Origin of the sequence: Aquipseudomonas ullengensis, from assembly GCF_014174475.1 — a bacterium.
GTDB lineage: Bacteria > Pseudomonadota > Gammaproteobacteria > Pseudomonadales > Pseudomonadaceae > Aquipseudomonas > Aquipseudomonas ullengensis.
In genome coordinates, this window is sequence record NZ_JACJUD010000001.1 from 423,264 (window position 1) to 448,611 (window position 25,348).

General features: G+C 65.4%; 22 protein-coding genes. 7 read left to right on the forward strand and 15 right to left on the reverse strand.

The genetic code is table 11. The annotated features are described in order from the left end of the window. Positions 1-80 precede the first annotated feature (80 nt). The 4 genes from H3H51_RS01860 (at position 81) to H3H51_RS01875 (ending at position 3,550) form a co-directional block, all read left to right on the forward strand. Entirely contained in the window at positions 81-413 is a 333-nt protein-coding gene (locus H3H51_RS01860; RefSeq protein ID WP_183087313.1) for a DMT family transporter, read from the forward strand. 53 nt (positions 414-466) lie between these two features. Continuing rightward, entirely contained in the window at positions 467-1,642 is a 1,176-nt protein-coding gene (locus H3H51_RS01865; RefSeq protein ID WP_183087314.1) for an NAD(P)/FAD-dependent oxidoreductase, read from the forward strand. After that, entirely contained in the window at positions 1,639-2,457 is an 819-nt protein-coding gene (locus H3H51_RS01870; protein ID WP_183087315.1) for an aldo/keto reductase, read from the forward strand. Before H3H51_RS01865 ends, H3H51_RS01870 begins: the two co-directional genes overlap by 4 nt. A 187-nt stretch (positions 2,458-2,644) precedes the next feature. Beyond that, positions 2,645-3,550: a metal ABC transporter ATPase gene (locus H3H51_RS01875; protein ID WP_183087316.1), complete on the forward strand. Its 906-nt coding sequence runs from the start codon at positions 2,645-2,647 to the stop codon at positions 3,548-3,550. 45 nt (positions 3,551-3,595) lie between these two features. Here the strand turns inward: H3H51_RS01875 and hldE are convergent, their stop codons facing one another. Next, positions 3,596-5,023 (reverse strand): bifunctional D-glycero-beta-D-manno-heptose-7-phosphate kinase/D-glycero-beta-D-manno-heptose 1-phosphate adenylyltransferase HldE, encoded by a 1,428-nt coding sequence (hldE, locus tag H3H51_RS01880; RefSeq protein ID WP_183087317.1) that lies wholly within the window; start codon positions 5,021-5,023, stop codon positions 3,596-3,598. Between the two features lie 37 nt (positions 5,024-5,060). Further along, positions 5,061-6,887, reverse strand: a complete 1,827-nt coding sequence (msbA, locus tag H3H51_RS01885) for a lipid A export permease/ATP-binding protein MsbA (protein ID WP_183087318.1) — start codon at positions 6,885-6,887, stop codon at positions 5,061-5,063. Between the two features lie 111 nt (positions 6,888-6,998). Between msbA and H3H51_RS01890 the strand changes: the two genes are divergently transcribed. The 3 genes from H3H51_RS01890 to H3H51_RS01900 are packed head-to-tail and all read left to right on the forward strand — an operon-like array spanning position 6,999 to position 9,468. Further along, a complete protein-coding gene (locus H3H51_RS01890; RefSeq protein ID WP_235981267.1) occupies positions 6,999-8,183 on the forward strand; it encodes an O-antigen ligase family protein in 1,185 nt (394 codons plus the stop codon). Then, entirely contained in the window at positions 8,180-8,848 is a 669-nt protein-coding gene (locus tag H3H51_RS01895) for a lipopolysaccharide kinase InaA family protein (RefSeq protein WP_183087319.1), read from the forward strand. Before H3H51_RS01890 ends, H3H51_RS01895 begins: the two co-directional genes overlap by 4 nt. Further along, positions 8,845-9,468, forward strand: a complete 624-nt coding sequence (locus H3H51_RS01900) for a CatB-related O-acetyltransferase (protein ID WP_183087320.1) — start codon at positions 8,845-8,847, stop codon at positions 9,466-9,468. Before H3H51_RS01895 ends, H3H51_RS01900 begins: the two co-directional genes overlap by 4 nt. On the opposite strand, the gene H3H51_RS01905 is transcribed toward H3H51_RS01900, so the two are convergent. From H3H51_RS01905 to glnE, 13 genes are all read right to left on the reverse strand, one after another. Next, entirely contained in the window at positions 9,454-10,314 is an 861-nt protein-coding gene (locus H3H51_RS01905; protein WP_407926453.1) for a glycosyltransferase, read from the reverse strand. The genes H3H51_RS01900 and H3H51_RS01905 overlap by 15 nt on opposite strands. After that, positions 10,307-11,443 carry a glycosyltransferase gene (locus H3H51_RS01910; RefSeq protein WP_183087322.1) on the reverse strand — a complete coding sequence of 379 codons (1,137 nt, stop codon included), beginning with the start codon at positions 11,441-11,443 and terminating at the stop codon, positions 10,307-10,309. The genes H3H51_RS01905 and H3H51_RS01910 overlap by 8 nt, the downstream gene beginning before the upstream one ends. Continuing rightward, positions 11,443-12,363, reverse strand: coding sequence for a glycosyltransferase family 2 protein (locus H3H51_RS01915; RefSeq protein ID WP_183087323.1), 921 nt, complete (start codon positions 12,361-12,363; stop codon positions 11,443-11,445). Before H3H51_RS01915 ends, H3H51_RS01910 begins: the two co-directional genes overlap by 1 nt. Beyond that, a complete protein-coding gene (locus tag H3H51_RS01920) occupies positions 12,350-14,104 on the reverse strand; it encodes a carbamoyltransferase family protein (protein ID WP_183087324.1) in 1,755 nt (584 codons plus the stop codon). Before H3H51_RS01920 ends, H3H51_RS01915 begins: the two co-directional genes overlap by 14 nt. A gap of 198 nt (positions 14,105-14,302) precedes the next feature. After that, positions 14,303-15,724 carry a lipopolysaccharide kinase InaA family protein gene (locus H3H51_RS01925; RefSeq protein ID WP_183087325.1) on the reverse strand — a complete coding sequence of 474 codons (1,422 nt, stop codon included), beginning with the start codon at positions 15,722-15,724 and terminating at the stop codon, positions 14,303-14,305. Continuing rightward, positions 15,724-16,467 (reverse strand): lipopolysaccharide kinase InaA family protein, encoded by a 744-nt coding sequence (locus tag H3H51_RS01930; RefSeq protein ID WP_183087326.1) that lies wholly within the window; start codon positions 16,465-16,467, stop codon positions 15,724-15,726. The genes H3H51_RS01925 and H3H51_RS01930 overlap by 1 nt, the downstream gene beginning before the upstream one ends. Beyond that, entirely contained in the window at positions 16,464-17,201 is a 738-nt protein-coding gene (locus H3H51_RS01935; protein ID WP_183087327.1) for a lipopolysaccharide kinase InaA family protein, read from the reverse strand. Before H3H51_RS01935 ends, H3H51_RS01930 begins: the two co-directional genes overlap by 4 nt. Beyond that, the gene (gene rfaP / locus H3H51_RS01940) at positions 17,198-18,013 is read right to left on the reverse strand and encodes a lipopolysaccharide core heptose(I) kinase RfaP (protein ID WP_183087328.1); all 816 of its coding nucleotides are present in this window, start codon (positions 18,011-18,013) and stop codon (positions 17,198-17,200) included. The genes H3H51_RS01935 and rfaP overlap by 4 nt, the downstream gene beginning before the upstream one ends. Before the next feature lie 139 nt (positions 18,014-18,152). Continuing rightward, entirely contained in the window at positions 18,153-19,274 is a 1,122-nt protein-coding gene (locus tag H3H51_RS01945) for a glycosyltransferase family 4 protein (RefSeq protein WP_183087329.1), read from the reverse strand. Next, entirely contained in the window at positions 19,274-20,275 is a 1,002-nt protein-coding gene (waaC, locus tag H3H51_RS01950; protein WP_183087330.1) for a lipopolysaccharide heptosyltransferase I, read from the reverse strand. Before waaC ends, H3H51_RS01945 begins: the two co-directional genes overlap by 1 nt. Position 20,276: 1 nt before the next feature. Then, positions 20,277-21,311 (reverse strand): lipopolysaccharide heptosyltransferase II, encoded by a 1,035-nt coding sequence (gene waaF, locus H3H51_RS01955; protein ID WP_183087331.1) that lies wholly within the window; start codon positions 21,309-21,311, stop codon positions 20,277-20,279. Positions 21,312-21,426: 115 nt separating this feature from the next. Continuing rightward, positions 21,427-22,350 (reverse strand): branched-chain amino acid transaminase, encoded by a 924-nt coding sequence (locus H3H51_RS01960; RefSeq protein ID WP_183087332.1) that lies wholly within the window; start codon positions 22,348-22,350, stop codon positions 21,427-21,429. Between the two features lie 60 nt (positions 22,351-22,410). Next, the gene (glnE, locus tag H3H51_RS01965; RefSeq protein WP_183087333.1) at positions 22,411-25,317 is read right to left on the reverse strand and encodes a bifunctional [glutamate--ammonia ligase]-adenylyl-L-tyrosine phosphorylase/[glutamate--ammonia-ligase] adenylyltransferase; all 2,907 of its coding nucleotides are present in this window, start codon (positions 25,315-25,317) and stop codon (positions 22,411-22,413) included. Between the last annotated feature and the right edge of the window lie 31 nt (positions 25,318-25,348).

Sequence of the window (25,348 nt, forward strand, 5' to 3'; positions counted from 1 at the left end):
ATCTCCATTACAGATAGGTAATGACTTTATCCCATCGGCACAACACCTAGAATGGCCTGCAGCCCAACAGGAGTACCACCATGACCGGCTATCTCTACCTTGCCGTCGCCATCACCGCCGAAGTCATCGCCACCACCTCGATGAAGGCGCTCGACGGCTTCAACAAGCCGCTGCCCCTGGTGCTGGTCGTGGTCGGCTACGCCATTTCCTTCTGGATGCTCAGCCTGGTGATCAAGACCATCCCGGTGGGCATCGCCTATGCCGTGTGGGCCGGCCTCGGCATCGTGCTGGTGAGCATCGCGGCCACCTTCCTCTACCAGCAGCGCCTGGACCTGCCCGCCATGCTCGGCATGGCCCTGATCATCGCCGGCGTGGTGGTGATCCAGCTGTTCTCCGCCAGCACCGGGCACTGAGCGGCAATCACCGCGTTATACTGCGCGCCTGTTTTTTCCAGCGAGCCCCGCGCATGTCCCAAGCTCTCAGCACCGATGTCCTGATCGTAGGCGGTGGTATCGCCGGCCTCTGGCTGAATGCCCGTCTGCGCCAGCAGGGCTTCGCCACCGTGCTGGTGGAAAACGCCACCCTGGGCGGCGGGCAGAGCGTGAGGTCGCAGGGCATCATCCACGGCGGCGCCAAGTACGCCCTGCATGGCGCACTGACTGGCGCCTCCGAAGCCATCGCAGACATGCCGCCGCGCTGGCGCGAGGCCATCGACGGCCAGGGCGAGCTGGATCTGCGCGGCGCCCGCCTGCTCTCCGAGGCCCACTACCTGTGGTCGCCGGGTAGCCTGGCCGGCAACCTGACCAGCTTCTTCGCCAGCAAGGCGGTGCGCGGCCGGGTCGACCAGGTCAAGGGCGAGCAGCTGCCACCGGCCCTGCAGCATCCCAAATTCAAGGGCAAGGTCTATCGCCTCGCCGAGCTGGTGCTCGACGTGCCCAGCTTGATCGCGCGCCTGGCCGAGCTGGCCGGCGACAGCCTGCTCAGTGGCCAGGAAATCGCGCCGCTGCACGACAACGGCGAGCTGGCCGGCTTGTGCGTCGATGGTCGCGAGATCCGCGCCCAGCGCGTGGTGCTCAGCGCCGGCCAGGGCAACGCTGAACTACTGGCCAGCCTCGGCCTGGCACAGCCCGCTCAGCAACTGCGCCCGCTGCACATGGTGCTGGTCAAAGGGCCGAGCCTGAAACCGCTGTACGCCCACTGCCTGGGCGGCGGGCCGAAGCCACGCATCACCGTGACCAGCCACCCGGCCGCTGACGGCCAGTGGGTCTGGTACCTCGGTGGCGACATCGCCGAAGCCGACGGCGTGGCCCGTGACGAAGCCGCGCAGATCGCTGCCGCGCAGAAGGAGCTGGGCAACCTGCTGCCCTGGGTCGACCTGTCGAGCGCCCAATGGGCCACCTTGCGCGTCGACCGCGCCGAACCAGCCCAATCCGGCCTGGTGCGCCCGGACAACGCCTTCCTCGCCGAACAGGGCACGCTGCTGGTCGGCTGGCCCACCAAACTGGCCCTCGCGCCGGACTTCAGCGATCGCGTGCTGGCCGCCCTGCAACGCGATGGCATTCGCCCTGCCTCCCACCCAAGCCTGCCCGAGCTGCCACGCCCGCCCCTGGCACGCCCGGTATGGGACGAGCTGCTGCCATGAGCCTGCACGACCTGCATCGCCCCCTCGGCAACACCGGCCTGCGGGTTTCCCCGCTGGGCCTGGGCACAGTCAAGCTCGGCCGCGACCAGGGCGTGAAGTATCCCAATGGCTTCAGCATTCCCGATGATGCCGCAGCCCTCGCCTTGCTCAACCAGGCCCGCGAACTGGGCATCAACCTGATAGACACGGCGCCGGCCTATGGCGTCAGCGAGGAGCGCCTCGGCCCGCTGCTGCGCGGCCAGCGCCAGGACTGGGTGATCGTCAGCAAGGTTGGTGAAGAGTTCGTCGCCGGCCTGTCGCACTTCGACTTCAGCCCCGCCCATGCGCGGCGCTCGCTGGAGCGCAGCCTCAAGCGCCTGGAAACCGACTGCATCGACCTGCTGCTGGTGCACTCGGACGGCAACGACCTGAGCATCCTGCAGGACAGCGGCATCTACGAAACACTCGCCGCCTTCAAGGCCGAGGGCAAGATCCGCGCCTTCGGCCTGTCCGGCAAGACGGTCGCCGGCGGCCTGCTTGCCCTGGAACAGGGCGATTGCGCGATGGTCACCTACAACCTCGCCGAACAGGGCGAACAAGCGGTGATCGAACACGCCGCCACCCACGGCAAGGCCATCCTGATCAAAAAGGCCCTGGCCAGCGGCCATGCCTGCCTGGCGCCAGGCCAGGACCCGGTGCGCGCCAGCTTCGAGCTGGTGTTTGGCCAGCCCGGCGTGAGCAGCGCCATCGTCGGCACCATCAACCCGCAACACCTGGCTACCAATGCAGCCACCGCCGCGGCCGTGATCAGGGACTACACTGCAAAGCTCCGATAAACAGCTGCCAGCCGCAGAACCTGCTCACGATCTCCTGTCCGTCGGCCATACCGCGTTAAAAACAGGCTCGGAATGCTCATTTACAGCTCGTAAACTCCGCTTCCTCGCCTGTTTTACCTTGTCTGGCTCTAGTCCAAAAGATCGTGAACAGGCTCTCAGGCCCGGTAGCTCCGCAACAGGAGCCCCCATGTCGAGACTGCTCGCGCGCAAAGACCCCAGCGCCTTCAAGACCCTGCCCCTGTATGTCGAAGCCGGGCCGGAAGGACTGAACTACCGCAGCCTCGGCCTGCCACTGAACTTCACCCAGATGCTCGAACGCCGCCGCCCGATCGAGGTCGCCGGCAACCAGCACTTCGCCGTCGAACTGGCCAACCTGGGCGTCTCGGTACGCCTAACCCTCAACTGGCAGGGCCGCGACTACCTGTTGCTGGTCCGCCAGCGCCGCCCGGATCGTGGCGACGTGGTGCTCAAGCTGATCTCCGGCTACGTGCCAGCCCATGAGCTGAACCTGCCGCTGCTCACCGCGATCCAGGAAGTGGCCGAGGAATGCCTGATCGAAACCGCCGACGGCTGGCTCGGCGGCCGCTTCGGCGACACCTGGCTACCCACGCCCTACCAGCGCAACCTGCGCTACCGCGAGAGCAGCCATTTTCGCCTCAGCCCGCTGTCCGGCGCCGCACGCCCGGTGCAATGCGGCAACCTGACCCTGATCGAACGCCCGCACGCTTACGTGCACCTGCCCACGGCTTCGCTGCAGCTAGTCTACGACCTGCGCCTGGAACTGCCCAAGGAATGCCGCCAGCCCAGCCTGTTCCACGTCGACGAGTGCCTGGAAGACGGTCAGTTGATCGCCCGCCTGGAACGGCGGCGCCCGGACATTTACCTGCTGCCGCTGCAGCAGGGCCGGCCACGCGGTGAACTGCTGCGCCTGCACCAGGGCAGCCTGCAACCGGTCAGCACCCGTGGGCTGTGGCTATCGGAGAGTTTTGCCGAGCAGGACGGCTGGCTGGTGCGCGACGAGCGCATCAGCTGGAAGGATTGGCTGGCACGCCAGGGCGTGGAAGAGAAGCAACCACGTCGGCGCTTCGGCTGAGGCACCTGTGGCGTGCAGGCAAGGCCGCACGCCACAGGTGCTGGTTTAGCTGTTCTTGCTGCGGATCTTCTCGACGATGGCGGTGGTCGAGCTGTTTTCCACCAGGCCCAGCACACGCACCTCACCGCCGTAAGCGCGGACGATATCACCGCCGACCACGCCTTCGATGCCGTAGTCGCCGCCCTTGACCAGCACATCCGGCTGCACCGCACGCAGCAGGTTTTCCGGGGTGTCTTCGCTGAAGCTCACCACCCAGTCCACCGCACCAAGCCCGGCGAGCACGGCCATGCGCCGGTCCACCGAGTTGATCGGCCGGCCCGGCCCCTTCAGGCGGCTGACCGAGGCGTCGTCGTTGACCGCCAGCACCAGCCGATCACCCTGCGCCCGCGCCTGTTCCAGATAGGTCACGTGGCCAGCATGCAGGATGTCGAAGCAGCCGTTGGTGAAAACGATCTTCTCGCCGTGGGCACGGGCATCTTCGACCGCCACCAGCAACTGCTCCAGGCCCAGCACGCCGCGCTCGGAACCCTCCTCGCGCTGCACCGCACGGCGCAGTTCGGGAGCACTGATCGCCGCGGTACCCAGCTTGCCAACCACGATGCCAGCCGCCAGGTTGGCCAGGGCCACGGCATGCGGCAGGTCTTCACCAGCGGCGAGGCTGGCGGCCAGGGTGGAAATCACCGTGTCGCCGGCACCGGTCACGTCGAACACTTCACGGGCGCGGGCTGGCAGGTGCAGTGGGCCGTGATCCGGGCGCAGCAGGGTCATGCCGTGCTCGCCACGGGTCACCAGCAGCGCGCCCAGCTCCAGCTCGCGCATCAGCTTGGCGCCCTTGGCCACCAGCTCGGCCTCGTCGGCACACGCCCCGACTATGGTCTCGAACTCGTTGAGGTTGGGGGTGATCAGGCTGGCGCCACGGTAGATGGAGAAATCCTTGCCCTTGGGGTCGGCCAGTACCGGGATGCCCTTGGCCCGCGCCAGCTGCACCAGCGTCTGGTGGTTCTTCAGTGCACCCTTGCCGTAATCCGACAGCACCAGCACCTTGACCCCGTCGAGCAAACGCTCGACATCACGCGCCAGGGCGGCCGCGTCGGTGTTGAAGGGCTCTTCGAAGTCCATGCGCAGCAGTTGCTGATGACGGCTCATGACCCGCAGCTTGACGATGGTCGGCTGCGACTCGATGCGCTGGAAGTTGGCCTGCACGCCGGCCGCGTTGAGGCTGTCGACCAGGCTGTCGGCCGCCTCGTCCTCACCGGTGACGCCAACCAACAAGGCCGGGGCGCCCAGCGCGGCGATGTTCAGCGCGACGTTGGCCGCGCCGCCCGGACGGTCCTCGATCTGCTCGACCTTGACCACCGGCACCGGCGCCTCCGGAGAAATCCGTGAGGTGCCGCCATGCCAGTAACGGTCGAGCATGACATCGCCCACCACCAGAACGGGGGCTTGATCGTAACGGGGCATGGACAGCTTCATGGGGACTCCGGGCACAGAAATAACGGCGCCTAGTCTATCAGCCCGGCTGCACCGGTGCGCTCTCCTGCATGCCCATTGCATGCAGACGGGCGTAATGACCGTTGCCCGCCAGCAGTTCGGCATGGGTACCGCGCTCGACGATGCGCCCCTGCTCCATCACCAGAATCAGGTCGGCCTTCTCGATGGTCGACAGACGATGCGCGATGACCAGCGTCGTGCGCCCCTTCATGACGCGATCAAGCGCCGCCTGGATATGCCGCTCGGACTCGGTATCGAGCGCCGAAGTGGCCTCGTCGAGCACCAGCACAGGCGCATCCTTGAGCAACGCACGGGCAATCGCCAGGCGCTGGCGCTGGCCACCGGAAAGGAGCACGCCATTCTCGCCAACCTGGGTATCCAGGCCTTGCGGCAAGCGGGTGACGAACTCACTGGCGTAAGCCGCCTCCACCGCCGCCTCGATCGCCGAGCGCGGCGCACCGGCCAGATCGCCGTAGGCGATGTTGTTGGCCACGCTGTCGTTGAACAACGTCACCTGCTGGGTCACCAGCGCGATATGCCGGCGCAGGTTGCGCAGGCTGTAATCCTCGACGTCCACGCCATCGAGCAGGATAGAGCCGTGCTCATGGTGATAGAAACGCGGAATCAGGTTGGCCAGGGTCGACTTGCCACTGCCAGAGCGCCCCACCAGGGCGATCATCTGGCCCGGCTCGACGGTGAAGCTGATGTCGTCGAGCACCGCCTTCTCGCTACCGGGGTAGCTGAAGCTCAGGTTGCGCACTTCCAGTCGGCCGCTGATCCTTTCGCTCTCGACCTGGCCACTGTCGACCTCGGCGGCCTCGTCGAGCTGTTCGAAGATGCTCTCGGCGCCTGCGACGCCCTTCTGGATGGTCGAGCTGACTTCCGAGAGCTGCCGGATCGGCTTAGGCAGCAAGCCCGCCAGGGTGATGTAGGCCACCAGATCACCCGCCGACGCATCCCCACGCATGAACAGCACGAGGAACATCAGCACCGCCATGGCGCTGTAGATCACCAGTTGCAGCATCGGGGTATAGATCGCACCGGTCTTGGTCATGCGCAGCTGCTTGTGCGTGTTGTCGATCGACGCCGCACTGAAACGCTCCGACTCGTACCGCTCGCCACCGAAGCTGCGCACCACCCGATAGCCATGAATGGTCTCTGAGGCGACATGGGTCACATCGCCCATCGCCACCTGGATCTTCTTGCTCTGCTTGCGGAACTTGCGGCTGGCGCTAGTCACCATCAGGCCGATCAGCGGCAGGATGGCGACCATCACCAAGGTCAGCTTCCAGTTCATCAGCAACAGGGTGACGAACAGGAAGATCACAGTCATGCCTTCGCGAATCACCACTTTGATCGCATCGGTGGCGGCGCCGGTGACCATGGTCACGTTGAAGGTAATGCGCGAGATCAGATGGCCGGAGTTGTGGCTGTCGAAGTAGCGATTGGGCAGCACCAGCAACTTGTCGAACAAGGCCAGGCGCAGGTCATGCACCAACCCCAGCGAGACCTTGGCCAGAAAGTAGTTGCCCAGGTAGGAGCCAAGCCCCTGCCACAAGGCAATCAGCACGATCATCAGCGGGATGGTCAGCAGCAGATTCAACTGAGCCAGGAAAGGAATCTCGGAGAGATAAGGTATACCGGCGAAGAAGCTGGCCTCGGGATTGGACAGGCCGTCGACGAAATACTTGAGGATGTAACCCAGCATTGGCTGGGTCGATGCAAAAATCAGGAAGCCCAGGATACTGAGCAGAAACATGCCGATATACGGCTTCACATAGCCCAACAGACGGAGATAAATGCGCATGCTGGAAGCTTCGGAAGCGGAGGCGTGCTGAGAAGGCATAGAGAAACGCACCAACAGTGTCGAAAGCGTGGAAGCCTATCACATTGCCCCTGCCCCCTCGGGCCAATTGGCTTTAGAATCCCCCGTCTTCCACTGACCCGCAGCTCGCTGATGCAACGCCCCCTTTCCCTCTTGCACTCTGCCCTCACGCGCCTGAACGAACTCATCAGTAGGTACTGGCTGGTGGCCGGCTACGTGCTGCTGCTGACCGGGCTATTCTGGCTGCCGGATTCCAGTGTCTACAGCAAGGTGTATTACTCGGCCTTTGCCGCGCCAGCGCTGCTGGGGTTACTGCTGAATCCGCGGCTTACCGGTCGATTGCTGCGCGAGCCCATGGTGCTAGCCTTCGTGGCCCTGGCTGGCTGGCTGCTGGTCAGCCTGCTCTGGAGCACATCCGACTCGGCCAGCGCCAGCCTGGCCAAGCGGCCGCTGTATGTCTTTATGCTGTTTGCCGGCTGCACGCTTATTGCCGTGCGCGACCAGGCCTTGCTGATGAAGGCGCTACACGGCACGGCTGTCTTCGCCAGCCTGGCAGCACTGGTCAGCGTTACGCACTTCCTCATCACCCAGCAGGAGCCACGCATGACGGGCCTCGGCGCGCTGCGCAACGCCCTGCTGACCTCTCACGTACTCGGTTTTTTCCTCGCCTATTGGGTCGCTCGCTGGCTAAGCGGCAGCGAGCAACATCTCTGGAAGCCCCTGCTGGCAGCCCTGCCACTGCTGGCCGCCTGCCTGGCCACGGGCTCGCGCACCCCACTGATGGCCATGATTGTTGTCTGTATCGGGATGCTGCTGTTCACATGGCGCCGTGCCGGTGCCTTGCTGCTCGTCGTAATGCTGCTGGGGCTGCTGGGGCTGCTGCTCGAACCCCAATTCCTGCTACAGCGCGGCGCATCGTATCGCCCCCAACTCTGGGCCGAAGCCCTGCATAAGGCGCTTGAAGCCCTCTGGACGGGACATGGCTATGACAGCCGCTTCGTGTTCGATATCCCAGGCCGCCGCAACCTGCTGAGCGACCCGCACAACGTCGGGCTGGCGGTGCTACTGGAGCTCGGCATGATCGGCCTGGCAGTGTGGTCAGTCATGCACCTGCTGGGCCTGGTGCGCTGCCTGCAACTGCGGCACCTGCCTAAGTTCCAGATTGCCTGCGCGCTACTGATCTACGGCGTGGCCGCCGGCCTGACCGAAGGCAGCAGCTTCCTCGCGCGGCCCAACGAAAGCTGGTTCATCATCTGGATTCCCCTGGCACTGATTGCCGCCCTGTCGATCAGCCAACGAGGCCAGCCGCAACAATGAGAACCCTTAGCGAGCTGGAGCTCGACCACCTGCTCGAAGGCGCACAAACCATCGAAGAAGATGGCTACGGCCTCAAGGTGGCCCGCCTACGCGATGGCGACTTCCTCAAGATTTACCGGCGCAAGCGCCTGCTCTCATCGGCGCTATGGGCTCTTCCAGCCAAGCTGTTCGCGCGCAACGCACAGCGCCTGCAGGCATTGGGCATCTGCGCGCCGCACATCAGCGAGCTGCTGCTTATCCCTCAACGCAAGCTCAACGCCGTGCGCTACCAACCGCTGCCCGGCGAAACCCTGCGCCAGCGCTGGCGCGACCTCGGCGCAGAAGCGCGCGCGCAGGACGTGCAGCGTTTCGGCAAGTTCCTCGGCGAACTGCACGAGCAGGGCGTCTACTTCCGCTCCCTGCACCTGGGCAATGTGCTGGCCTTGCCGGATGGCAGCTTCGGCCTGATCGACCTGTCCGACATGCAGATCGGCAAGGGACCACTGTCCAACTGGAAGCGCCAGCGCAACCTGCAGCACATGCTGCGCTACGCCGAGGACCGCAGTTGGCTGGCCGAACTGCACCGTGACGCACTGCTGGCCGGCTATTGCCAGCGCTGCGGCAACAGCGCCGGCACCCAACTTGGCAACGCGCTGCGGCGCTTGCTGGCCAGAGCCTCACAGTGAAAGCGCTACTGAAGCGCCTGCGCCAGGCGCTAAGCAAGCCGCCAAAACCGCCCAAACTGCACCGGGCCAAGGCCAAGTTCAGCGCCCGCTATCCGACTTACCAGATGGGCACGGGCACCTATGGCATGCCCGAGGTGCATGACTGGAACGAAGGCTCGACACTGCGCATTGGCGCCTACAGCTCCATCGCAGGCGACGTGCACATCTACCTCGGCGGCCACCACCGAATCGACTGGGTGAGCAGCTTTCCCTTCCCGGTATTCATCGAGGAAGCCGCGCAGATCACCGATTACGGCGGCACCCGTGGCGACGTGGAAATCGGCAGCGATGTCTGGCTGTGCTCCAACAGCATCATCCTGTCAGGCGTAAAAATCGGCCACGGTGCGGTAGTCGCCGCTGGCAGCGTGGTCAGCCGTGATGTCGCGCCTTACTCCGTGGTGGCGGGCAACCCCGCGCAGCTTGTGCGCTGGCGTTTCAGCGAAGAACAGCGCGCGGCCTTGCTGCAAATTGCATGGTGGGACTGGCCGGAGCAGGAGGTGCGCCAAGCGGCGCCGCGCCTGTGTTCGGCGCAAATCGACGCATTCATCGAGTTTGCCCGCCAGCGTTCAGGCGAACAGTAGCCGTCCCAGCGCTCGCAGGGTCTTGGCGCTCCAGTAGCGCAGCGGAATCTGGCGCAGCAGCTCGCGCGCCAGCGCCTTGTCGTCACTCGCGCATTTGAGCAGCATGGAGTTGAGGAAACGCGCGCAGACCTCGGGATAGGCCGGGTGGTCGTCGAAACGCGCATAGGTGGCCATGACCGCCTCGATCATGAAACGCCGGTTCTTGTAGGTGTTCGTGCCATGCACGCGGTAGCGGGCCAGGACATCCGGCAGCACGTCGATGAAGTAGCCCGCCCGAGTGATCTTCAGTTCGACCAGCAGATCCTCCAGACGAATGCTGGGGTCGAACCCCCCCACCCGCTCCAGCGCCTCGCGCCGGAACAGCAATGTCGGAGCCGGCGCACCGGCCTGATCGCCCTGAAAAATCGCCTCGAAATCGAGGCGCCGAAACTCGCGCCCACGATCACGCCGGGGCCGCGCGGCGCCAGCAGCATCGATCTGCTCGATGTTGCCCGCGCAGATGCCGACCTCCGGCTTGCCCTGCAGGTACGCCACCTGCGTGGCCAGGCGCGCCGGCAGCATCACATCATCCGAGCCGAACGGCGCGATCAGGCTGCCGCGCGCGCGCGCGATGCAGTCGTTGAGCGTACGTGCCAGGCCCTGGTTGGCCTGGACGCGGAAGTCGAACCCATGGCGACGCTGCAGCGCCTGGATGCGCTCGACGCTGTCATCGCTGGAACCGTCGTCAACCACCAGCAACTCCACTGTGGGGTAGCTCTGGTTGAGCACGCTCTCGATGGCGGCCTCGATATAGGGCGCGTGGTTGTAGGACGCGATGATCACGCTGACCAGCGGCTGCTCACTCACCGCCAACCTCCAGCATCTGCTCGATCAGCTCACGGTAGTAACGGCGGAAATCCTCCACCGCGTGGGCACGACACAGGTACTCATAAGCCCTGGCACCTTCCTCTGCCCGCGCCTGCGGCGTCAGCGCGAGGATTTCCCGCAGACGTACGGCCAGCTCCGCCGGACGTCCGGAGGTGAAAATACGCCCACCACAATCCTCGAGAATCGAGCGCAGACTGTCGATATCCGAGCCCAGCACCGGCAGGTGACCACTCATGCCCTCCAGCAGCGCCAGCGGCAGCCCCTCACTCAGCGAGGGCATGACGAAGGCGTCGAAGCCGCGCACATACTGCAATGCATCGGCCTTCTCGCCGAGCAGATGCACCCGCCCCTGCAGGCCGTGACGAGCGATGGCTGCCTCCAGTTCGGCGCGTGAGCGCCCCTCGCCGATGATGGCAACCTGCGCCTGGGGAAATTCCCCGGCCAGCATGGCGAAGGCCTCGACCAGCTGGATATGTCCCTTGACCGGCACCAGTCGACCGATCGTGCCGAACACGAACGCCTCGGGCGCCAGGCCGAGCGCCTGCCGCGCCTGCTGCGGCGCATGCTGCAAACTCTCGGCACGGACGATATCGATGGCATTGTTGATCTGCAGCGTGTTGCCCGGCGTGAAGCCCGCGCCACAACCCAGCAGGTAATCCCGCACCGCCCGCGACACCCCGACCACCCGCCAGTTGGGCCGCAGCAGCGTACGCGCCTCACGGCAGCGGTAGCGTCGATCGAAGTCGCCGATGCCATGCTGCACGCCGATACAGGCCGGAATCTTCAGCAGCAGGTTGAGGATCATCAGCATGTTCATCGGTTTGAAGCGGTGCGCGATGACCACATCGAAGCGCTCGGCACGGCAAAACCGGTAAAGGCGCCACAGCGCACGCAGACGCAGCCCCTTGAGGGACGACTGAGAGAAGCCGAAGTACACCGAGCGGGCAGCTCGGCTTTCCGGCTCACCGGCCTCGGGGCGACCACGCAGAAAGCCGGTGACCACTTCATAGCGCTCGGCCGGCAGCCCCTGAATGACCTGTTCGGCCAGATCGGAAGCATTCACGTTGTAGCGCGCCTGCAGCTGCAGAACCTTGATCACGCCACTCATCACGCCAACCCCAGCCAGACGCGCAGCGCCTTGCGTGCATAGGTCAATTTGAACAGCACGCGCCAGTCCTGGCGCACAGCAGCGCGAAAGAACTGCTTGGCTGCCGCACGATCGCCCGCCAGATAGGCGCTGCGAAACAGCGACAGGCTGCGCTGGGCGTAGAAGGCCGCCCTGAGTACCTGAAACTCAGGCCCCAGACGCTGCGAGGCGAACACCTCATCGACCAGTGCCAGCCCGCCAGCCTTGGCGTGCTGGAACTGGTGGCGCAGGCTGTCGTCATGCTTGTGGATCAGTGCCAGCGGCTGCGCCAGCACCGTACAAGGGTAGTTACCCAGCACCTGGGCAAAGACCGGGATGTCTTCCGCACTGCGAAAGCTCTCTGGGTAGCGTCCGGGCTCGAAAACGTCCCGGTGCATGGCGCAGGCACCATTGGATAAGGCAATACGCTTGTCGATCAGGTAATCACGCACCCGCGCCAAGGGTGACTCTGACAGCACGGGAGGCTGATGAAGGGCACGCTTGCCATCCGCGAACACAGACCAGTGCCCGCCAATGATCATTTTGCTCGAAGGGTTTGACTTGAGATGTTCTGACAAGGTCTGGAGTGCACCTGGCGCCATCTCATCATCCGCATCAAGAAAGATCAGGAAGTCACCACGAGCTTCGTCGATCCCACGATTACGCACCGACGACAGACCACCGTTGTCCTTGCGCAGCACCCGGAAAGTGCCAGGAAAACGAGCCTGCAAATCGGCTAGCACCTGAGGCGTCTGGTCCGTCGACCCATCATCAATCACCAGAAGTTCAGCACTTGCCTCGTGCAGCTGGGCTAGCACTGACTCGACTGCACGGGTGACCGTCGCCGCATAGTTATACGCGGGGATCACCACGCTCAGCTGCGGCCTCTCAGACATGGTCATACCAGTCCTTGCCGTCCTTGACCACGAGGATGTCTTCCATGATCAGGTACTGCAGGTCGGAGCCGTAGAACATGTTCAGCGCGTCGGTCGGCGAGCAGATCATCGGCTCACCACGACGGTTGAGCGAGGTGTTCAGCGACACGCCGTTGCCAGTGAGCTTTTCCAGCTCCAGCATCATGTCGTAGTAGCGAGGGTTGTATTCGCGCTTGAGCACCTGGGCGCGTGAGGTACCGTCTTCGTGCACCACTTCGCCGACGCGGGTCTTCCACTCTTCATTGACTTCGAAGGTGAAGGTCATGAACGGGCTCGGGTGGTCGACCTTGAGCATCTGCGGGCCGACGGTGTCGAGCATCGACGGGCAGAAAGGCCTCCAGCGCTCGCGGAACTTAATCTGCTCGTTAATCCGGTCAGCCACGCCCGGCACGCTCGGGCAGCCGATGATCGAGCGACCGCCGAGGGCACGCGGCCCGAACTCCATGCGGCCCTGGAACCAGGCCACGGGATTAGCGTCGACCATGATCTTGGCGATGCGCTGCGGCATATTGTCGATGCGTTTGAATACCGGCTTGCTCGGGTGGCGAGCACAGGCGGCGATCACATCTTCGTTGGAATAAGACGGGCCGAGGTAAACGTGCTCCATCTTCTCCACCGGCACGCCACGCTGGTGCGAGACGTAGGCAGCCGCGCCGACCGCGGTACCGGCGTCGCCGGAAGCCGGCTGGACGAACAGTTCCTTCACATCATCGCGGGCGATGATCTTCTGGTTCAGCTTGACGTTGAGCGCGCAGCCGCCAGCGAAGGCAATCTTGCCGGTCTCGCGGATGATGTCACCCAGGTAGTGCTCCATCATCTGCAGCGCCAGCTTCTCGAACAGCGCCTGCATGCTGGCGGCGTAGTGGATGTAAGGGTCATCGGCGATATCGCCCTGACGCTTCGGCCCCAGCCACTCGATCAGCTTCTTGGAGAAGTAGAAGCCCTTGCCGTTTTCTTTATAGCGGCGCAGGCCGATGACGTTGGCATACTCGGTGTTGATCACCAGTTCGCCGTTCTCGAACTTGGCCAGACGCGAGAAATCATACTTGCTGGCATCGCCGTAAGGGGCCATGCCCATGACCTTGAACTCGCCGTCTAGCATCTCGAAGCCAAGGAACTCGGTGATCGCGCCGTACAGGCCGCCCAACGAATCCGGGTCGTAGAATTCCTTGATCTTGTGGATCTTGCCGTTCTCGCCGTAGCCGAAGAAGGTGGTGGCGTACTCGCCCTTGCCGTCGATGCCGAGGATCGCGGTCTTCTCGCTGAAACCGGAGCAATGGTAGGCGCTGGCGGCGTGAGCGAGGTGGTGCTCGACCGGCTCGATCTTGATCTTCTTCAGGTCGAAGCCGAGTTGCTGCAGACACCACTGGATATGTTTGTAGTAGCGCTTGTAGCGGCGATTACCCATCAGGATCGCATCGAGGGCGCGATCCGGCGCGTACCAGTAGCGCTTGGCGTACTGCCAGCGGGCCTTCTCGAAGATGCTGATCGGGGCGAACGGAATGGCCACGACGTCGACGTCGGACGGTTTGATCCCAGCCTGCTCCAGGCAGAACTTGGCCGACTCGTAGGGCATGCGGTTCTTCGCGTGCTTGTCGCGCACGAAGCGCTCTTCTTCGACGGCCGCGATCAACTTGCCGTCGATATACAGCGCGGCAGATGGATCGTGACTGAGGGCGCCAGACAAGCCAAGAATCGTCAGAGCCACGGGAAAGCCTCTCGTAACAGAGGGCGACATACGGCCGCCACGGGAGTGGGAGGCGAGCCAGACCACTGGCCGGGCTCGCCCAAACAAAGCGGGGGATTATAGCCGCTGCTTCAGCCCGAGAGTAAGCCGCCGGGCAGCCCTGCCCTCGGGGCGCATCTGCTATACCGGCGCGGGCGCCAGCTAGCGGTGCTGAACCCTTCAGAGGACGGGCAGGCGCTCGTCCAGCAGGCGATACAGCGCCGACTCCTGCGACCAGTTGCGCAGGAACCGCGCACGGTCGCGGGCGTAGGCGCGGGCGAAGCTGCGCGCGCTGCGGTGCTGCTGCATGGCATCGAGGTCGATCAGGGTCCAGCGCCCCTCGCTCCAGAACAGGTTGTGACCCTTGAAGTCGCCATGGCTGATGCGCTCGCGCAGCAGGGCAGCGAACAGTTGATCCAGCGCCAGCAGCTCGGCCTCTGGCGGCGCACTGTTCAGATAGGGCTGGAAACGCGCGATCAGGTCTTCGCCCTCGCAGTAGGCGGTAACCAGGTAGGCACGCCCGCGCAGCCAGCACCAGCGCCGCTCCAGCACGGCCAGTGGCTGCGGGGTGGCAATACCGAGGAACGCCAGGCGATTGCCCTCGCACCAGCTGTGCCAGGCGCGGCTGGGGCGCCAGAAGCGCTTGAGCCAATGCGCCCAGCCCTTGATGTTGTAGCGCTTGAGCAAGACCTGGCGATCGCCGATACGGACCGCGGCCACGGTCGCCGTGCCGCCCTGCTTGAGGCTGCGCCCCTGGGCCAGGGCCGCATCAGGATCTGCCAGCAGCGGCGCGAGAGCCGGCTGCTCCGCGCGGACCACGGCGCAGAGCCTGGAGGCACCACGAAACACGCTGAACTGGCTGCAATCACGCACCACCTTGCGCATGAAGTCGCCAAGACGCCAGCGCCGCACCCGGTTGACTTCCACCTGCAGCAGTTCCAGGGGAATGCCGTGTTCGCCATTCACCAGCAGGTAATGCACAAGCAACTCTTCCAGATGGGGTTCCAGCACAGCCGGTAACTGGGCGAAAAACACCCCAAGGTTTTGCAGAACGCGCGCCTGTGACAGCGGCTGGCCAGCCTGCTCGGCACGCACCCCGCCACCGTCGATCAGGTACAGCTGGCCGGCGTGGCGCAGCAGGTTGTCCAGATGCAGGTCGGACTGCCACAAACCCCGCGCATGCAGGCCGGCGATGGCGCCCAGCGCCTCGCCAAGTACCGCCTGCTGCGGGGCACTGAGCGGCGCCTGGGCTTCGACCTCGCGCCAGCTGTCCGCCAGGCTCTGTGCATCGTCCAGGTAGTCGAACAGCAACCAGCCACCCTGCCCCGGGACAATGCCTTCGCTGAGCAACTCAGGCGTGCACAGCCCTTGCTCGGCAAGCAGGCGCACGCCCTCCAGCTCGCGCTGGAAATGCCGCTCGGCCTTGGCGCCGACCAGCAGCTTGGCCAGCACCGGGCGGCCGCGCCACAGGGCCAGGCCGACATAACGCTGCCCCGGTAACACGCGTAGCAGGCGTTGCAGCTCCAAGGTTTCGCCGGCCAGGTCAAGACGCAGCGGCAGGCCAGGCGTGCGCCCGGCCTCGACCAGTTGGGCCAGGCGCATCAGCGTATTTCCTTGCGCCGCCGGCGGGCGCCGAGGCGCTGCCACCAGCGGTCGAGGTCGTCGCTGTCATCCAGATAGGTAGCCAGCAGTTCACGCACGTCGGCTTCGCTCCAGGCATTGGCGCGACGCAGCAGCGGCTCCAGATCCTTGATCCGGTCACGCTGGCCGAACAGCAGCGGCCGGGTCTTTTCCAGGTCGATCAATTGCGCGGCGAAGCCGTTGGGCGTCTCGCGCAGGAAAATATGCTTGGGATAGAAGCAGCCGTGCATCTGCCCAACCGAGTGCAGGCGGCGGGCCAGCTCACCGCAAGCCTTGAGGATCGCCAGACGCACATCGGCGGCCAGCGTGGCCCAGCCTTGCAGCCACTGATCGAGGTCCTGCCAGCCATCCAGTGCGCGGGTCAGCAAGACTGCGCGCTGCTCGCCAGGCACTTGCCGCTCGGCGAAGAAAGCCGCCTGCAAGGCGGGGATGCCCAGCTCCCGGTAGCGCTGAATATTGCGGAACTCGCGGGCAAATGTCGGCTCGCCGAGCGGATGTTGCAGGCTACGGGCCAGGTGGTTGCTCTGCCGTTTGAGGTAGTAAGCCGCCTCGCCCAGGTCCAGGCGGTAGACGCTGCTCCAGCCACCACGCTCGACATTCGGCTCGTCGACCGCTTCCAGGCGCAGGTTCCACAACGCGTCGAAATCTGCCAGCCCGTGCCGGACGAGGATCTCGCGATCCTCCGCCGCCATGAAATCCTTCATTCCCGCCCCTCGAAAAACTTGATGATGCGCCGCACCTGACGCTTGCCAGAGGCACTCAGGGCATCACGCTTGCGGTACTGCAAATAGAAGCGCAGGCGCTGGGTACGAGACAGCGTCTTGCTCGCCACCTTGTCCAGGCAGGCCAGGTCTTTGATGATCCGGTAACTCAGCCACGGCCCCCACCAGAAGGTGCCGGTCGGGCAATCGATGAAGAACAGCTCGCGCCGGTCATTGACCAGCAGGTTGCGCCACTTCAGGTCGTTATGGGCGAAGTGGTGCTTATGCAGCGTGCGGGTCGCCGTGGCCAGCTGCTCGCTCACGGCAGCGACCCAGTGCCGGTCGCGCAGGCGTGGATCGCCAGCGGCCGCCATCTGCGCCAGGTCCAGGGTGTTTTCCAGCTCACGGGTGATCAGCGCGCCACGGGCGAAGGCGCCATGACGGCGCTCCAGGCCATAGCCGACGATGCTCGCGGTCGGGATGCCCCACTTGGCAAAGTGCTTGAGGTTCTGCCATTCGGCCTTGACCCGTGGCCGGCCGATATAGCGCCGCAAGCCCTTGCCTGCGCCCCAGTAGCGTTTGACGTAATACGCCACCCCGGCACACTCGACGCGCAGCACCTCGGACAGCGGGTCGGACGTGATCCACTGCCCTTCGGCGGCGAATACCTGGTCCAGGTCGGCAAAGCGTTCGCACACTTCAGCATCGAGGCCAGCGGCCAGTTTCCAGCCCGTCATGCGTCCCCTCCACCGGCGTACTTGCGCTGATAGCGCTCCAGCAAGCGCTCCGCCTTGCGCTCCAGCCAGGCCAGCAGACGCGCCTCATCACGCAGGATGTCGCGCAGCGGCTGGTGGAAATAGGCCCGCAGAAAGCGCAGCTTGTCGCGACGCGTCAGGCCGATCTGCAGCGCGGAGAAATACAGGCCGGCCAGGTCCTTGTTGCGCCAGCGCAGCGGCGTGGCGCTGCGTACCTGGGCGCGGTGCAGGTCGATCACCGAGAGGCGGAAGTCGTCCGCCGTCACCGGCTTGTCGGTGTGCAGCAGGAAGTGGCAGATGTAGCAGTCGCGGTGATTGACCCCGGCGCGGTGCATGTCGCCGGTCATCTTCGCCACCTCATTGATCAGCGCACGCTTGAGGCGTGGCTCGGGCGGCTGCTCGCGCCAGTTCAGGCTGAACTGCTCGAGGTCGGTGGTCGGCGCCAGCTCCTCGGTGACGATGAACGAGTGCTGCGCCGCCGGGTTGCTGCCGCGTGCGCCGTAGGCCACGGCGGTCATGGTCGCTACGCCGACCTCGGTGAGACGCTGGATCGCCAGCCACTCCTGGGCCGCGCCGAGTACCGGCAGCTTGGCGCTGAGCAGGTTTTTGACGATCTCGCCCCAGCCGATGCCGCGGTGGATCTTGACGAAATAACCACGCCCGGCGACTTCAGTGCGCAGCGTGCGCCGCCCCTCCAGCTCGCGGTAAACCTGGCCCTGCAGGGCCTCGACCTCGGTAAACGGGTCCTTGCCCTGCCACAGGGACTTGAACGGCTCGGCCAGGATCAGCGGCATGCGGCCTCCTTGTAGGAGCGCGCTTGTGCCCCACATGGATGTGGGAAATGCAGTAAGCCGTAGGGAACGGCTACTGCCTGGCGATCCAGCCAGCACAAAAGCATCGCCAGCAAGCTGGCTCCTACATGATCAAGAGCGCTCATGCCCGCTCCGCCAGAATCACGTCGGCCGCGTGTTGCGGCATGGAATACAGGTCCGCCGTGTCGGCAAAAGCCAGGCCGTTACGCCCCCACTGCGCGCGGCCGGCGTCATCGGCGAGCATCTCGGCGAGCAGGCGATTGAGCGCCTCCTGCTGGAACGGGCTAGGCAGCACGCGTCCGGCATCCGCCTCGGCGATGTAGTGGGCATAGCCGCAGACATCGCTGACCAGCACCGGCAGGCCGGACACCAGGGCCTCGAGCAGCACGGTGCCGGTGTTCTCGTTGTAGGCCGGATGGATCAGCAGGTCGGCACCGAGCAGGAAGCGCGGGATGTCGCTGCGGCCCTTGAGGATTTGCACCTGATCGGAGATACCCAGCGCCCGGGCCTGTAGCTGGAACGAGCGCGGGTCGTCCTGGCCGATGGCGATCAGGCGGCTGCGCGACTTCAACTCGCGCGGCAAGGCAGCCAGGGCCTTGAGGCTGCGGTCCAGGCCCTTGGTCTTGAAGCCGGAGCCGATCTGCACCAGCAGCAGGTCGTCGTCACTCAGCTTGAACTCGGCGCGGAACTCGGCGCGAATCTCGCCGGCATTGGCCGGTGCGCGGCGGTCGGCGGCGATGCCCGGCGGCAGCAGGTGAAAGCGCTCGGCCGGGGTGGCGTAGTGCTTGATGAACAGCGGCTGCTGCACTTCGGAAATCATCAGGATTTCGGTCTTCGACTCGGGAGCGAACACCGCCCGCTCGTAGTCGGCGAAATGCTTGTAGCGCCCCCAGCGTTTGTACAGCGGGTTGCGCAGGGTCTGCGCCTTGTCCTCGTAGCAGCCATCGGCGGCGTAGTAGACGTCCAGGCCGGGCATCTTGTTGAAGCCGACCACGCGGTCTACCGGGTCGCGCGCCAGGTCGGCGGCCAGCCAGGCGCAGAAGCGCTGGTTGCGGTGATGGTTGAACAGGGCCTTGATCGGCGCCACGCGCACGTCAAAACCGGCCGGCACTTCACCTTCCCAGATCGGTGTGTAGACGCGGATGGCATGGCCACGCCGCTGACACTCCAGGGCAATACGCAGGAAGTCGCGCTGCAGGCCGCCATAGGGAAAATACTTGTAGAGGACGAAGGCCAATTGCATCAGACGGTCTCCATGCTCATTAACAGGGCCTGCAATTCGGTCGCCACGCGCTCGGCGTGAAGCCCGTCGAAACAGGGTTTGTGGCGGTCGCCACGGCCTGCGTCCGGGCCGCTGGCGCACAGGTGCACCTGGCCACGGCCGTAGGCGCCGACACGGCCGGGCAAGGTCGGGCCGTACAGGGAAATAGTCGGGACATCCAGCGCCGCGGCCAGGTGACCGAGGCCGGTATCCACCGCCACGCAGGCCGTGGCGCCGGCGATGACCTTGGCCACCCCGGCGAGATTCAGCTTGGGCAGCACGGCAGCGTTGGCCAGGCCGGCGACGATGCGTTCGGCGCGGGCCTTTTCCGCCTCATTGCCCCACGGCAGGCGCACAGCCCAGCCTTGCGCGCTGAGCTGCTCGGCCAGCGCCCGCCAGTCGGCTTCCGGCCAGTGCTTGCTGGCCCAGGTGGTGCCATGCAGGAACAACAGGTACGGCGCCGTGTGGGCGCCCGCCATCGCCTGGCGATCCAGGCCGTAGTCGCCGATGCCGGCCGGCAACGGGTAGCCCAGCGCCTGGGCGAACAGCTGGCGGGTGCGCTCCAGGGCGTGCTGGTCCTTGGCGACCGCATACAGGCGATCGTAGAAGCGGCAGGCAATCGGCTCGCGTGCCGAGTCCCGGTCCAGGCCGGCAATCGGCGCCTTGACGTAACGGGTCAGCCAGGCGCTTTTCAGCAGGCCCTGGGCATCGATTACCAGGTCGTACTGGGTTTCGCCCAGGCGCTGCTTGAAGCGTTTCCAGTCGCCGTTTCTGATGGTTTGCCAGAGGTTCTTGCGCCAGCGGCGAATGGCCACTGGAATCACCTGGGCCACCGCCGGGTGCCAGGCCGGGATCTCGGCGAAGCCCTCTTCCACCACCCAGTCGAACTGGATGCCGGGAATTGCCCGCGCCGCATCGGTAAGCGCCGGCAGGGTGTGGATCACGTCGCCGAGAGATGACGTTTTAATCAGCAGTACCCGCAAACTATTCGACCTCGACCGGATCGGCGACCAGGCGGTTCAGCGCCTCGATCACCGGGCGCGGCTTGAGCTCACGCAGGCAGTTGTAGTGGCCGAAGCGGCAGGTGCGGTCGAAGCACGGGCTGCAGTCCAGGCCCAGGCGGACGATTTCCACCTGGTCGGCCAGGGGCGGAGTGAACTGTGGCGAGGTCGAGCCGTAGATGGCCACCAGCGGGCGGTTCAGCGCAGCGGCCACGTGCATCAGACCGGAGTCGTTGGAGGCCACGGCACCCACAGCGGACATCAGGTCGATGGCCTCGGCCAGGCTGGTCTGCCCGGCCAGGTTGATCACTTCCTCGCGCAGCCCGGGGATCAGCCGGTTGCGGATGTCTTCGCCGCCCGGATGGTCGTTCTTCGAGCCGAACAGCCACACCTGCCAGCCCGCGCGAATCTTGATCTCGGCGACCTTGGCGTAGTGCTCGACCGGCCAGCGCTTGGCCTCGCCGAACTCGGCGCCGGGGCACAGCGCCAGCACCGGGCGATCCAGGCTCAGGCCGAACTTGCCCAGGGCAGCGGCGCGGCTGGCCTCGTCGATCTGCAGCGCCGGGCGCGGATAAGGTTGCGGCAACTCGGCGCCCGGCTCGTAGGCCAGGGCCATGAAGCGCTCGATCATCAACGGGTAACGCTCTTTGTCCAACGTGCGAATGTCGTTGAGCAGGCCGTAGCGCATCTCGCCCTTCCAGCCAGTGCGCGTGGGGATGTCGGCGAAGAACGGCACCAGGGCGGATTTCAGCGAGTTGGGCAGCAGGATCGCCTGGTCGTACTGGCCGACCAGGGATTTGCCGATGCGCCGGCGGCTGGCGATGTCGAGCACGCCGTGGCCGAGCGGGAAGCTCAGGGCGGCGCGCACTTCGGGCATGCGCTCGAGAATCGGCCGGCTCCACTCGGGTGCCAGCACGTCGATCTCGCACCCCGGATGACGCTGCTTGAGGCAGGCAAACAGGGTTTGCGCCATCACCATGTCACCGACCCAGCTGGGCCCAACGATCAGTATTTTCATCACAGCTCCGGAAATGACCAGGGAGGCTCACGCCTCCCCGTCACTGCCTTGTTCAAGTTCGTTCACCGTCATGCGAGGCCGCGCGCGCCGATCAGCTCGGTGCGGCGCAGGCACTTCACTTGACCAGCGTGCGCCACTCCGGGTGCGCGCTGGTTTGCCCGGTCACCAGGTCGAAATAGGCTTTCTGCAGTTTCTCGGTCACCGGGCCGCGGCTGCCGATACCGATGCTGCGGCCGTCGACTTCGCGAATCGGCGTGACTTCAGCGGCGGTGCCGGTGAAGAAGGCCTCGTCGGCGATGTACACCTCGTCACGGGTGATGCGCTTCTCGACCACCTGGATGCCCAGCTCGGCGGCGAGGGTGAGGATGGTGTCGCGGGTGATGCCGTTCAGGCAGGAGGTCACTTCCGGGGTGTACACCACGCCGTTCTTGACCAGGAAGATGTTCTCGCCGGAACCCTCGGCCACGTAGCCTTCCGGGTCCAGCAGCATGGCCTCGTCGGCGCCGCCGGAAATGGCTTCCTGCAGGGCCAGCATCGAGTTGATGTAGTTGCCGTTGGCCTTGGCGCGGGTCATCGAGATGTTGACGTGGTGACGGGTGTAGGAGCTGGTGCGCACCTTGATGCCGCTTTTCAGCGCCTCTTCACCCATGTACGCGCCCCAGTGCCAGGCACCGACGATCACCTGGGTCTTCAGGCCGGTGGCGCGCAGGCCCATGGCTTCCGATCCGTAGAACACCATCGGGCGGATGTAGGCGGTTTCCAGGTTGTTCTCGCGCACGGCGGCGCGGGTGGCTTCGTTGATCTCTTCCTTGGTGAAAGGGATCTTCATGCCCATGATGTGGGCCGAGTCGAACAGGCGATCGGTGTGCGCCTGCAGGCGGAAGATGGCGGTGCCATCCGGGGTGTTGTAGGCGCGCACGCCCTCGAACACGCCCATGCCGTAGTGCAGGGTATGGGTCAGCACGTGGGTGGTCGCTTCGCGCCACTGCACCAGTTCGCCGTCATACCAGATCACGCCATCACGATCGGCCATCGACATCGTTGCCTACTCCTCATTCGTCTCGGTCAGTGTTCGACTTGTTCATCCAGCCGCGCCGGCTCAGCTCAGGCCCAGCTCGCGCCACAGGCGCATCACGCTGCGCCGCTCGCTTTCGAACTGCTCGCCGCCGACCTTGCCTGGCTCTTTTTGCAGGGCCTGGCGGTGAGCGGCTGCGCGGTAGGCCTTGTAGGCCTCCTGCAGCAACTCGACGTCGGCGGCGGGCATCAGCCCGGCATCGCGCAAGCCGTCGAGGATGCGGATATTGTCGGTGTAGCGGTGCAGTTGCGGGTGTTGCCGCGACCACGCCAGGGCCGCGTATTGCACCATAAATTCAATATCGACGATACCTCCGGCATCCTGCTTCAGATCGAAGGAAGTGCTCGCCTCGAAGGCATTCGCCCCAGTGCCGGCGGCGGTTGCCGGGCTGCCGAGGTTGTCGCGCATCTTCGCCCGCATCTCGCTGACCTCGGCCTGCAGCGTGGGCAGATCGCGCTCGCGGCCAAGCACATTGGCGCGCACCTGCTCGAAGGCCGCGCCTACCCGCGCGCAACCCACCAGCACCCGCGCACGCACCAGCGCCTGGTGCTCCCAGGTCCAGGCCTCGCCCTGCTGGTAGCGCTCGAACGCGCCGAGGGAACTGACCAGCAGGCCGGAAGCGCCGGACGGGCGCAGGCGCATGTCCACCTCATACAGCTGGCCCGAGGTGGTCTGGGTCGCCAGCAGGTGAATGATGCGCTGGCCCAGACGGGCGAAGAACTGCGCGCCATCGATGGGCTTGGCGCCATCGGTCTCGGCCTGCGAATCGCCGTCGTGGATGAACACCAGATCCAGGTCCGAGCCATGGCCCAGCTCCAGGCCGCCGACCTTGCCGTAGCCGACGATGATGAAATCCGGATCGCACTGGCTGCCGTCGGCGCGCTTTGGCGCCCCGTGCTTGGCCACGGTGTGGCGCCAGGCCAGGGCCAGCACCTGGTCGAGAATCGCCTCGGCCAGCCAGGTCAGGTAATCGCTGACCTTCATCAGCGGCAAGGTACCGGCGATTTCCGAGGCCGCCACGCGCAGGCCGTGGGCCAGCTTGAAGTGGCGCAGGGCTTCCATCTGCTGTTCCAGATCGTCCTCGGGAATCCGTGTCAGCCGCTCGCGCAACTCGGCCGCCAGCTCCGGCGCCAACGGTGGGCTGAACAGCCGCCCTTCATTGAGCAGCTCATCGAGCAGCAGCGGGAAACGGCTGATCTGCTCGGCGATCCACGGGCTGGCCGCGCACAGGGTAATCAGGCGCTGCAACGCGCCGGGGTTCTCGCTGAGCAGCACCAGATAGGCCGAGCGGCGCGCCACCGCTTCCACCAGCGGCAGCACGCGCTCCAGCACCAGGTCCGGATTGGCGTGTTCCACGGCCTGCGCCAACAGGCGCGGGATAAAGGCATCCAGGCGCTCGCGACCGAGGCGCTGCATGGTGCGCACCTGGGAGCCACTGCGCAGGTCGACCAGCAGTTTGAGCGCCGCGCCCGGCGCATTGAAGCCGGCCTCGCTGAGCTGGCGCTCGGCCATTTCCTCGTCCAGCGCCTCTTCCCACAGCGGCAGCCACTCGCCACCGATGCAGGTTTCGGCCACCCCGCCTTCCTCTTCATCGGGGTCGGCGATGACCTGGCGAAAGTGCCATTCGATGCGTCCGCGCCAGTACATCAGGCGCTCATGGAACGCCGCCCAGGAATCGAAGCCCATGATCAGGCCGACGCGCGCGCGATCCTGCTCGTTGTCCGGCAGCATCTGCGTCTGCCGGTCGGCAATCGCCTGCAGGGCGTGTTCGGTGTAGCGCAGGAATTCGTAGCCCTGGCGCATCTCGTCGATGATCGGTGCCGGCAGGTAGCCCTGCCCTTCCAGGGTGGCGAGCACCTTGAGCAGCGGTCGCTGCTGCAGGCTGAGGTCGCGACCACCATGGATCAGTTGGAAAGCCTGGGCGATGAACTCGATCTCGCGAATGCCACCGGAGCCGAGCTTGATGTTGTCGGCCATGCCCTTGCGCCGCACTTCCTGCTGGATCAGCAGCTTCATCGCCCGCAGCGCCTCGATGGCGGAGAAGTCCAGGTAGCGCCGATAGACGAAGGGCCGCAGCATCTCCAGCAATTGCTTGCCGGCCTCCTGATCGCCGCCGACCACGCGCGCCTTGATCATCGCGTAGCGTTCCCAGTCGCGGCCCTGATCCTGGTAGTACTGCTCCAGCGCATTGAAGCTGAGCACCAGCGCGCCCGACGAGCCGTAGGGGCGCAGGCGCATGTCGACGCGGAACACGAAGCCTTCGGCGGTGATGGTGTCCAGCGCCTTGATCAAGCGCTGGCCCAGGCGAATGAAGAACTCCTGGTTATCCAGCGAGCGCTTCACGCCCTCGGTCTCGCCGCCTTCGGGGTAACCGAAGATCAGGTCGATGTCCGAGGACAGGTTCAGTTCATGGGCGCCGAGCTTGCCCATGCCGAGGATGACCATGTGCTGCGCCTGGCCACTGCGCCGACCGATCGGTGTGCCGAACTGCGTGCAGTGACGCGGATAGAGCCAGGCATAGGCCAGGTCGATGCAGGCGTCGGCCAGGTCGGACAGATCGCGGCAGGTCTCGCCCAGGTCAGCCTGGCGGGTGATGTCGCGCCAGACGATGCGCACCTGCTGGCGATTGCGGAAACGCCGCAGCCGCCGCCCCAGTTCATCCTCGTCGGCGCAGTCGGCCAGCAGCGCCTGCAACTGGCCACGCAGCTCGCCAGCGGCGAAGGCGCGCTCCAGCTCGCCACTGCTGGCCAGGCTCGGCAACAGCTCGGCATCGCGCACCGCCTGTTCGTAAACGAAGTCGCTGGCAGCGCACACGCGCAGCAGCGCGTCCTGCCGTGCAGCAGGCCAGTCGGCCGGCAATGGCAAGGCGCGGGCGCGCTCGGCAAGGGGTTGCAAAGAGGTCGGCAGGGCGGCCAGTGGCGGCAGGCTCATGGTCTATCCTTGGGAGCGGAAAGGCGCCGCG

What these genes read in the sequence shown, in the direction of transcription:
- H3H51_RS01860 (WP_183087313.1), top strand. Translation starts at nt 81, where the DNA reads ATGACCGGCTATCTCTACCTTGCCGTCGCCATCACCGCCGAAGTCATC.
- H3H51_RS01865 (WP_183087314.1), top strand. Translation starts at nt 467, where the DNA reads ATGTCCCAAGCTCTCAGCACCGATGTCCTGATCGTAGGCGGTGGTATC.
- H3H51_RS01870 (WP_183087315.1), top strand. Translation starts at nt 1,639, where the DNA reads ATGAGCCTGCACGACCTGCATCGCCCCCTCGGCAACACCGGCCTGCGG.
- H3H51_RS01875 (WP_183087316.1), top strand. Translation starts at nt 2,645, where the DNA reads ATGTCGAGACTGCTCGCGCGCAAAGACCCCAGCGCCTTCAAGACCCTG.
- hldE (WP_183087317.1), bottom strand. Translation starts at nt 5,023, where the DNA reads ATGAAGCTGTCCATGCCCCGTTACGATCAAGCCCCCGTTCTGGTGGTG.
- msbA (WP_183087318.1), bottom strand. Translation starts at nt 6,887, where the DNA reads ATGCCTTCTCAGCACGCCTCCGCTTCCGAAGCTTCCAGCATGCGCATT.
- H3H51_RS01890 (WP_235981267.1), top strand. Translation starts at nt 6,999, where the DNA reads ATGCAACGCCCCCTTTCCCTCTTGCACTCTGCCCTCACGCGCCTGAAC.
- H3H51_RS01895 (WP_183087319.1), top strand. Translation starts at nt 8,180, where the DNA reads ATGAGAACCCTTAGCGAGCTGGAGCTCGACCACCTGCTCGAAGGCGCA.
- H3H51_RS01910 (WP_183087322.1), bottom strand. Translation starts at nt 11,443, where the DNA reads ATGAGTGGCGTGATCAAGGTTCTGCAGCTGCAGGCGCGCTACAACGTG.
- H3H51_RS01915 (WP_183087323.1), bottom strand. Translation starts at nt 12,363, where the DNA reads ATGACCATGTCTGAGAGGCCGCAGCTGAGCGTGGTGATCCCCGCGTAT.
- H3H51_RS01925 (WP_183087325.1), bottom strand. Translation starts at nt 15,724, where the DNA reads ATGCGCCTGGCCCAACTGGTCGAGGCCGGGCGCACGCCTGGCCTGCCG.
- H3H51_RS01930 (WP_183087326.1), bottom strand. Translation starts at nt 16,467, where the DNA reads ATGAAGGATTTCATGGCGGCGGAGGATCGCGAGATCCTCGTCCGGCAC.
- H3H51_RS01935 (WP_183087327.1), bottom strand. Translation starts at nt 17,201, where the DNA reads ATGACGGGCTGGAAACTGGCCGCTGGCCTCGATGCTGAAGTGTGCGAA.
- rfaP (WP_183087328.1), bottom strand. Translation starts at nt 18,013, where the DNA reads ATGCCGCTGATCCTGGCCGAGCCGTTCAAGTCCCTGTGGCAGGGCAAG.
- H3H51_RS01945 (WP_183087329.1), bottom strand. Translation starts at nt 19,274, where the DNA reads ATGCAATTGGCCTTCGTCCTCTACAAGTATTTTCCCTATGGCGGCCTG.
- waaF (WP_183087331.1), bottom strand. Translation starts at nt 21,311, where the DNA reads ATGAAAATACTGATCGTTGGGCCCAGCTGGGTCGGTGACATGGTGATG.
- H3H51_RS01960 (WP_183087332.1), bottom strand. Translation starts at nt 22,350, where the DNA reads ATGTCGATGGCCGATCGTGATGGCGTGATCTGGTATGACGGCGAACTG.
- glnE (WP_183087333.1), bottom strand. Translation starts at nt 25,317, where the DNA reads ATGAGCCTGCCGCCACTGGCCGCCCTGCCGACCTCTTTGCAACCCCTT.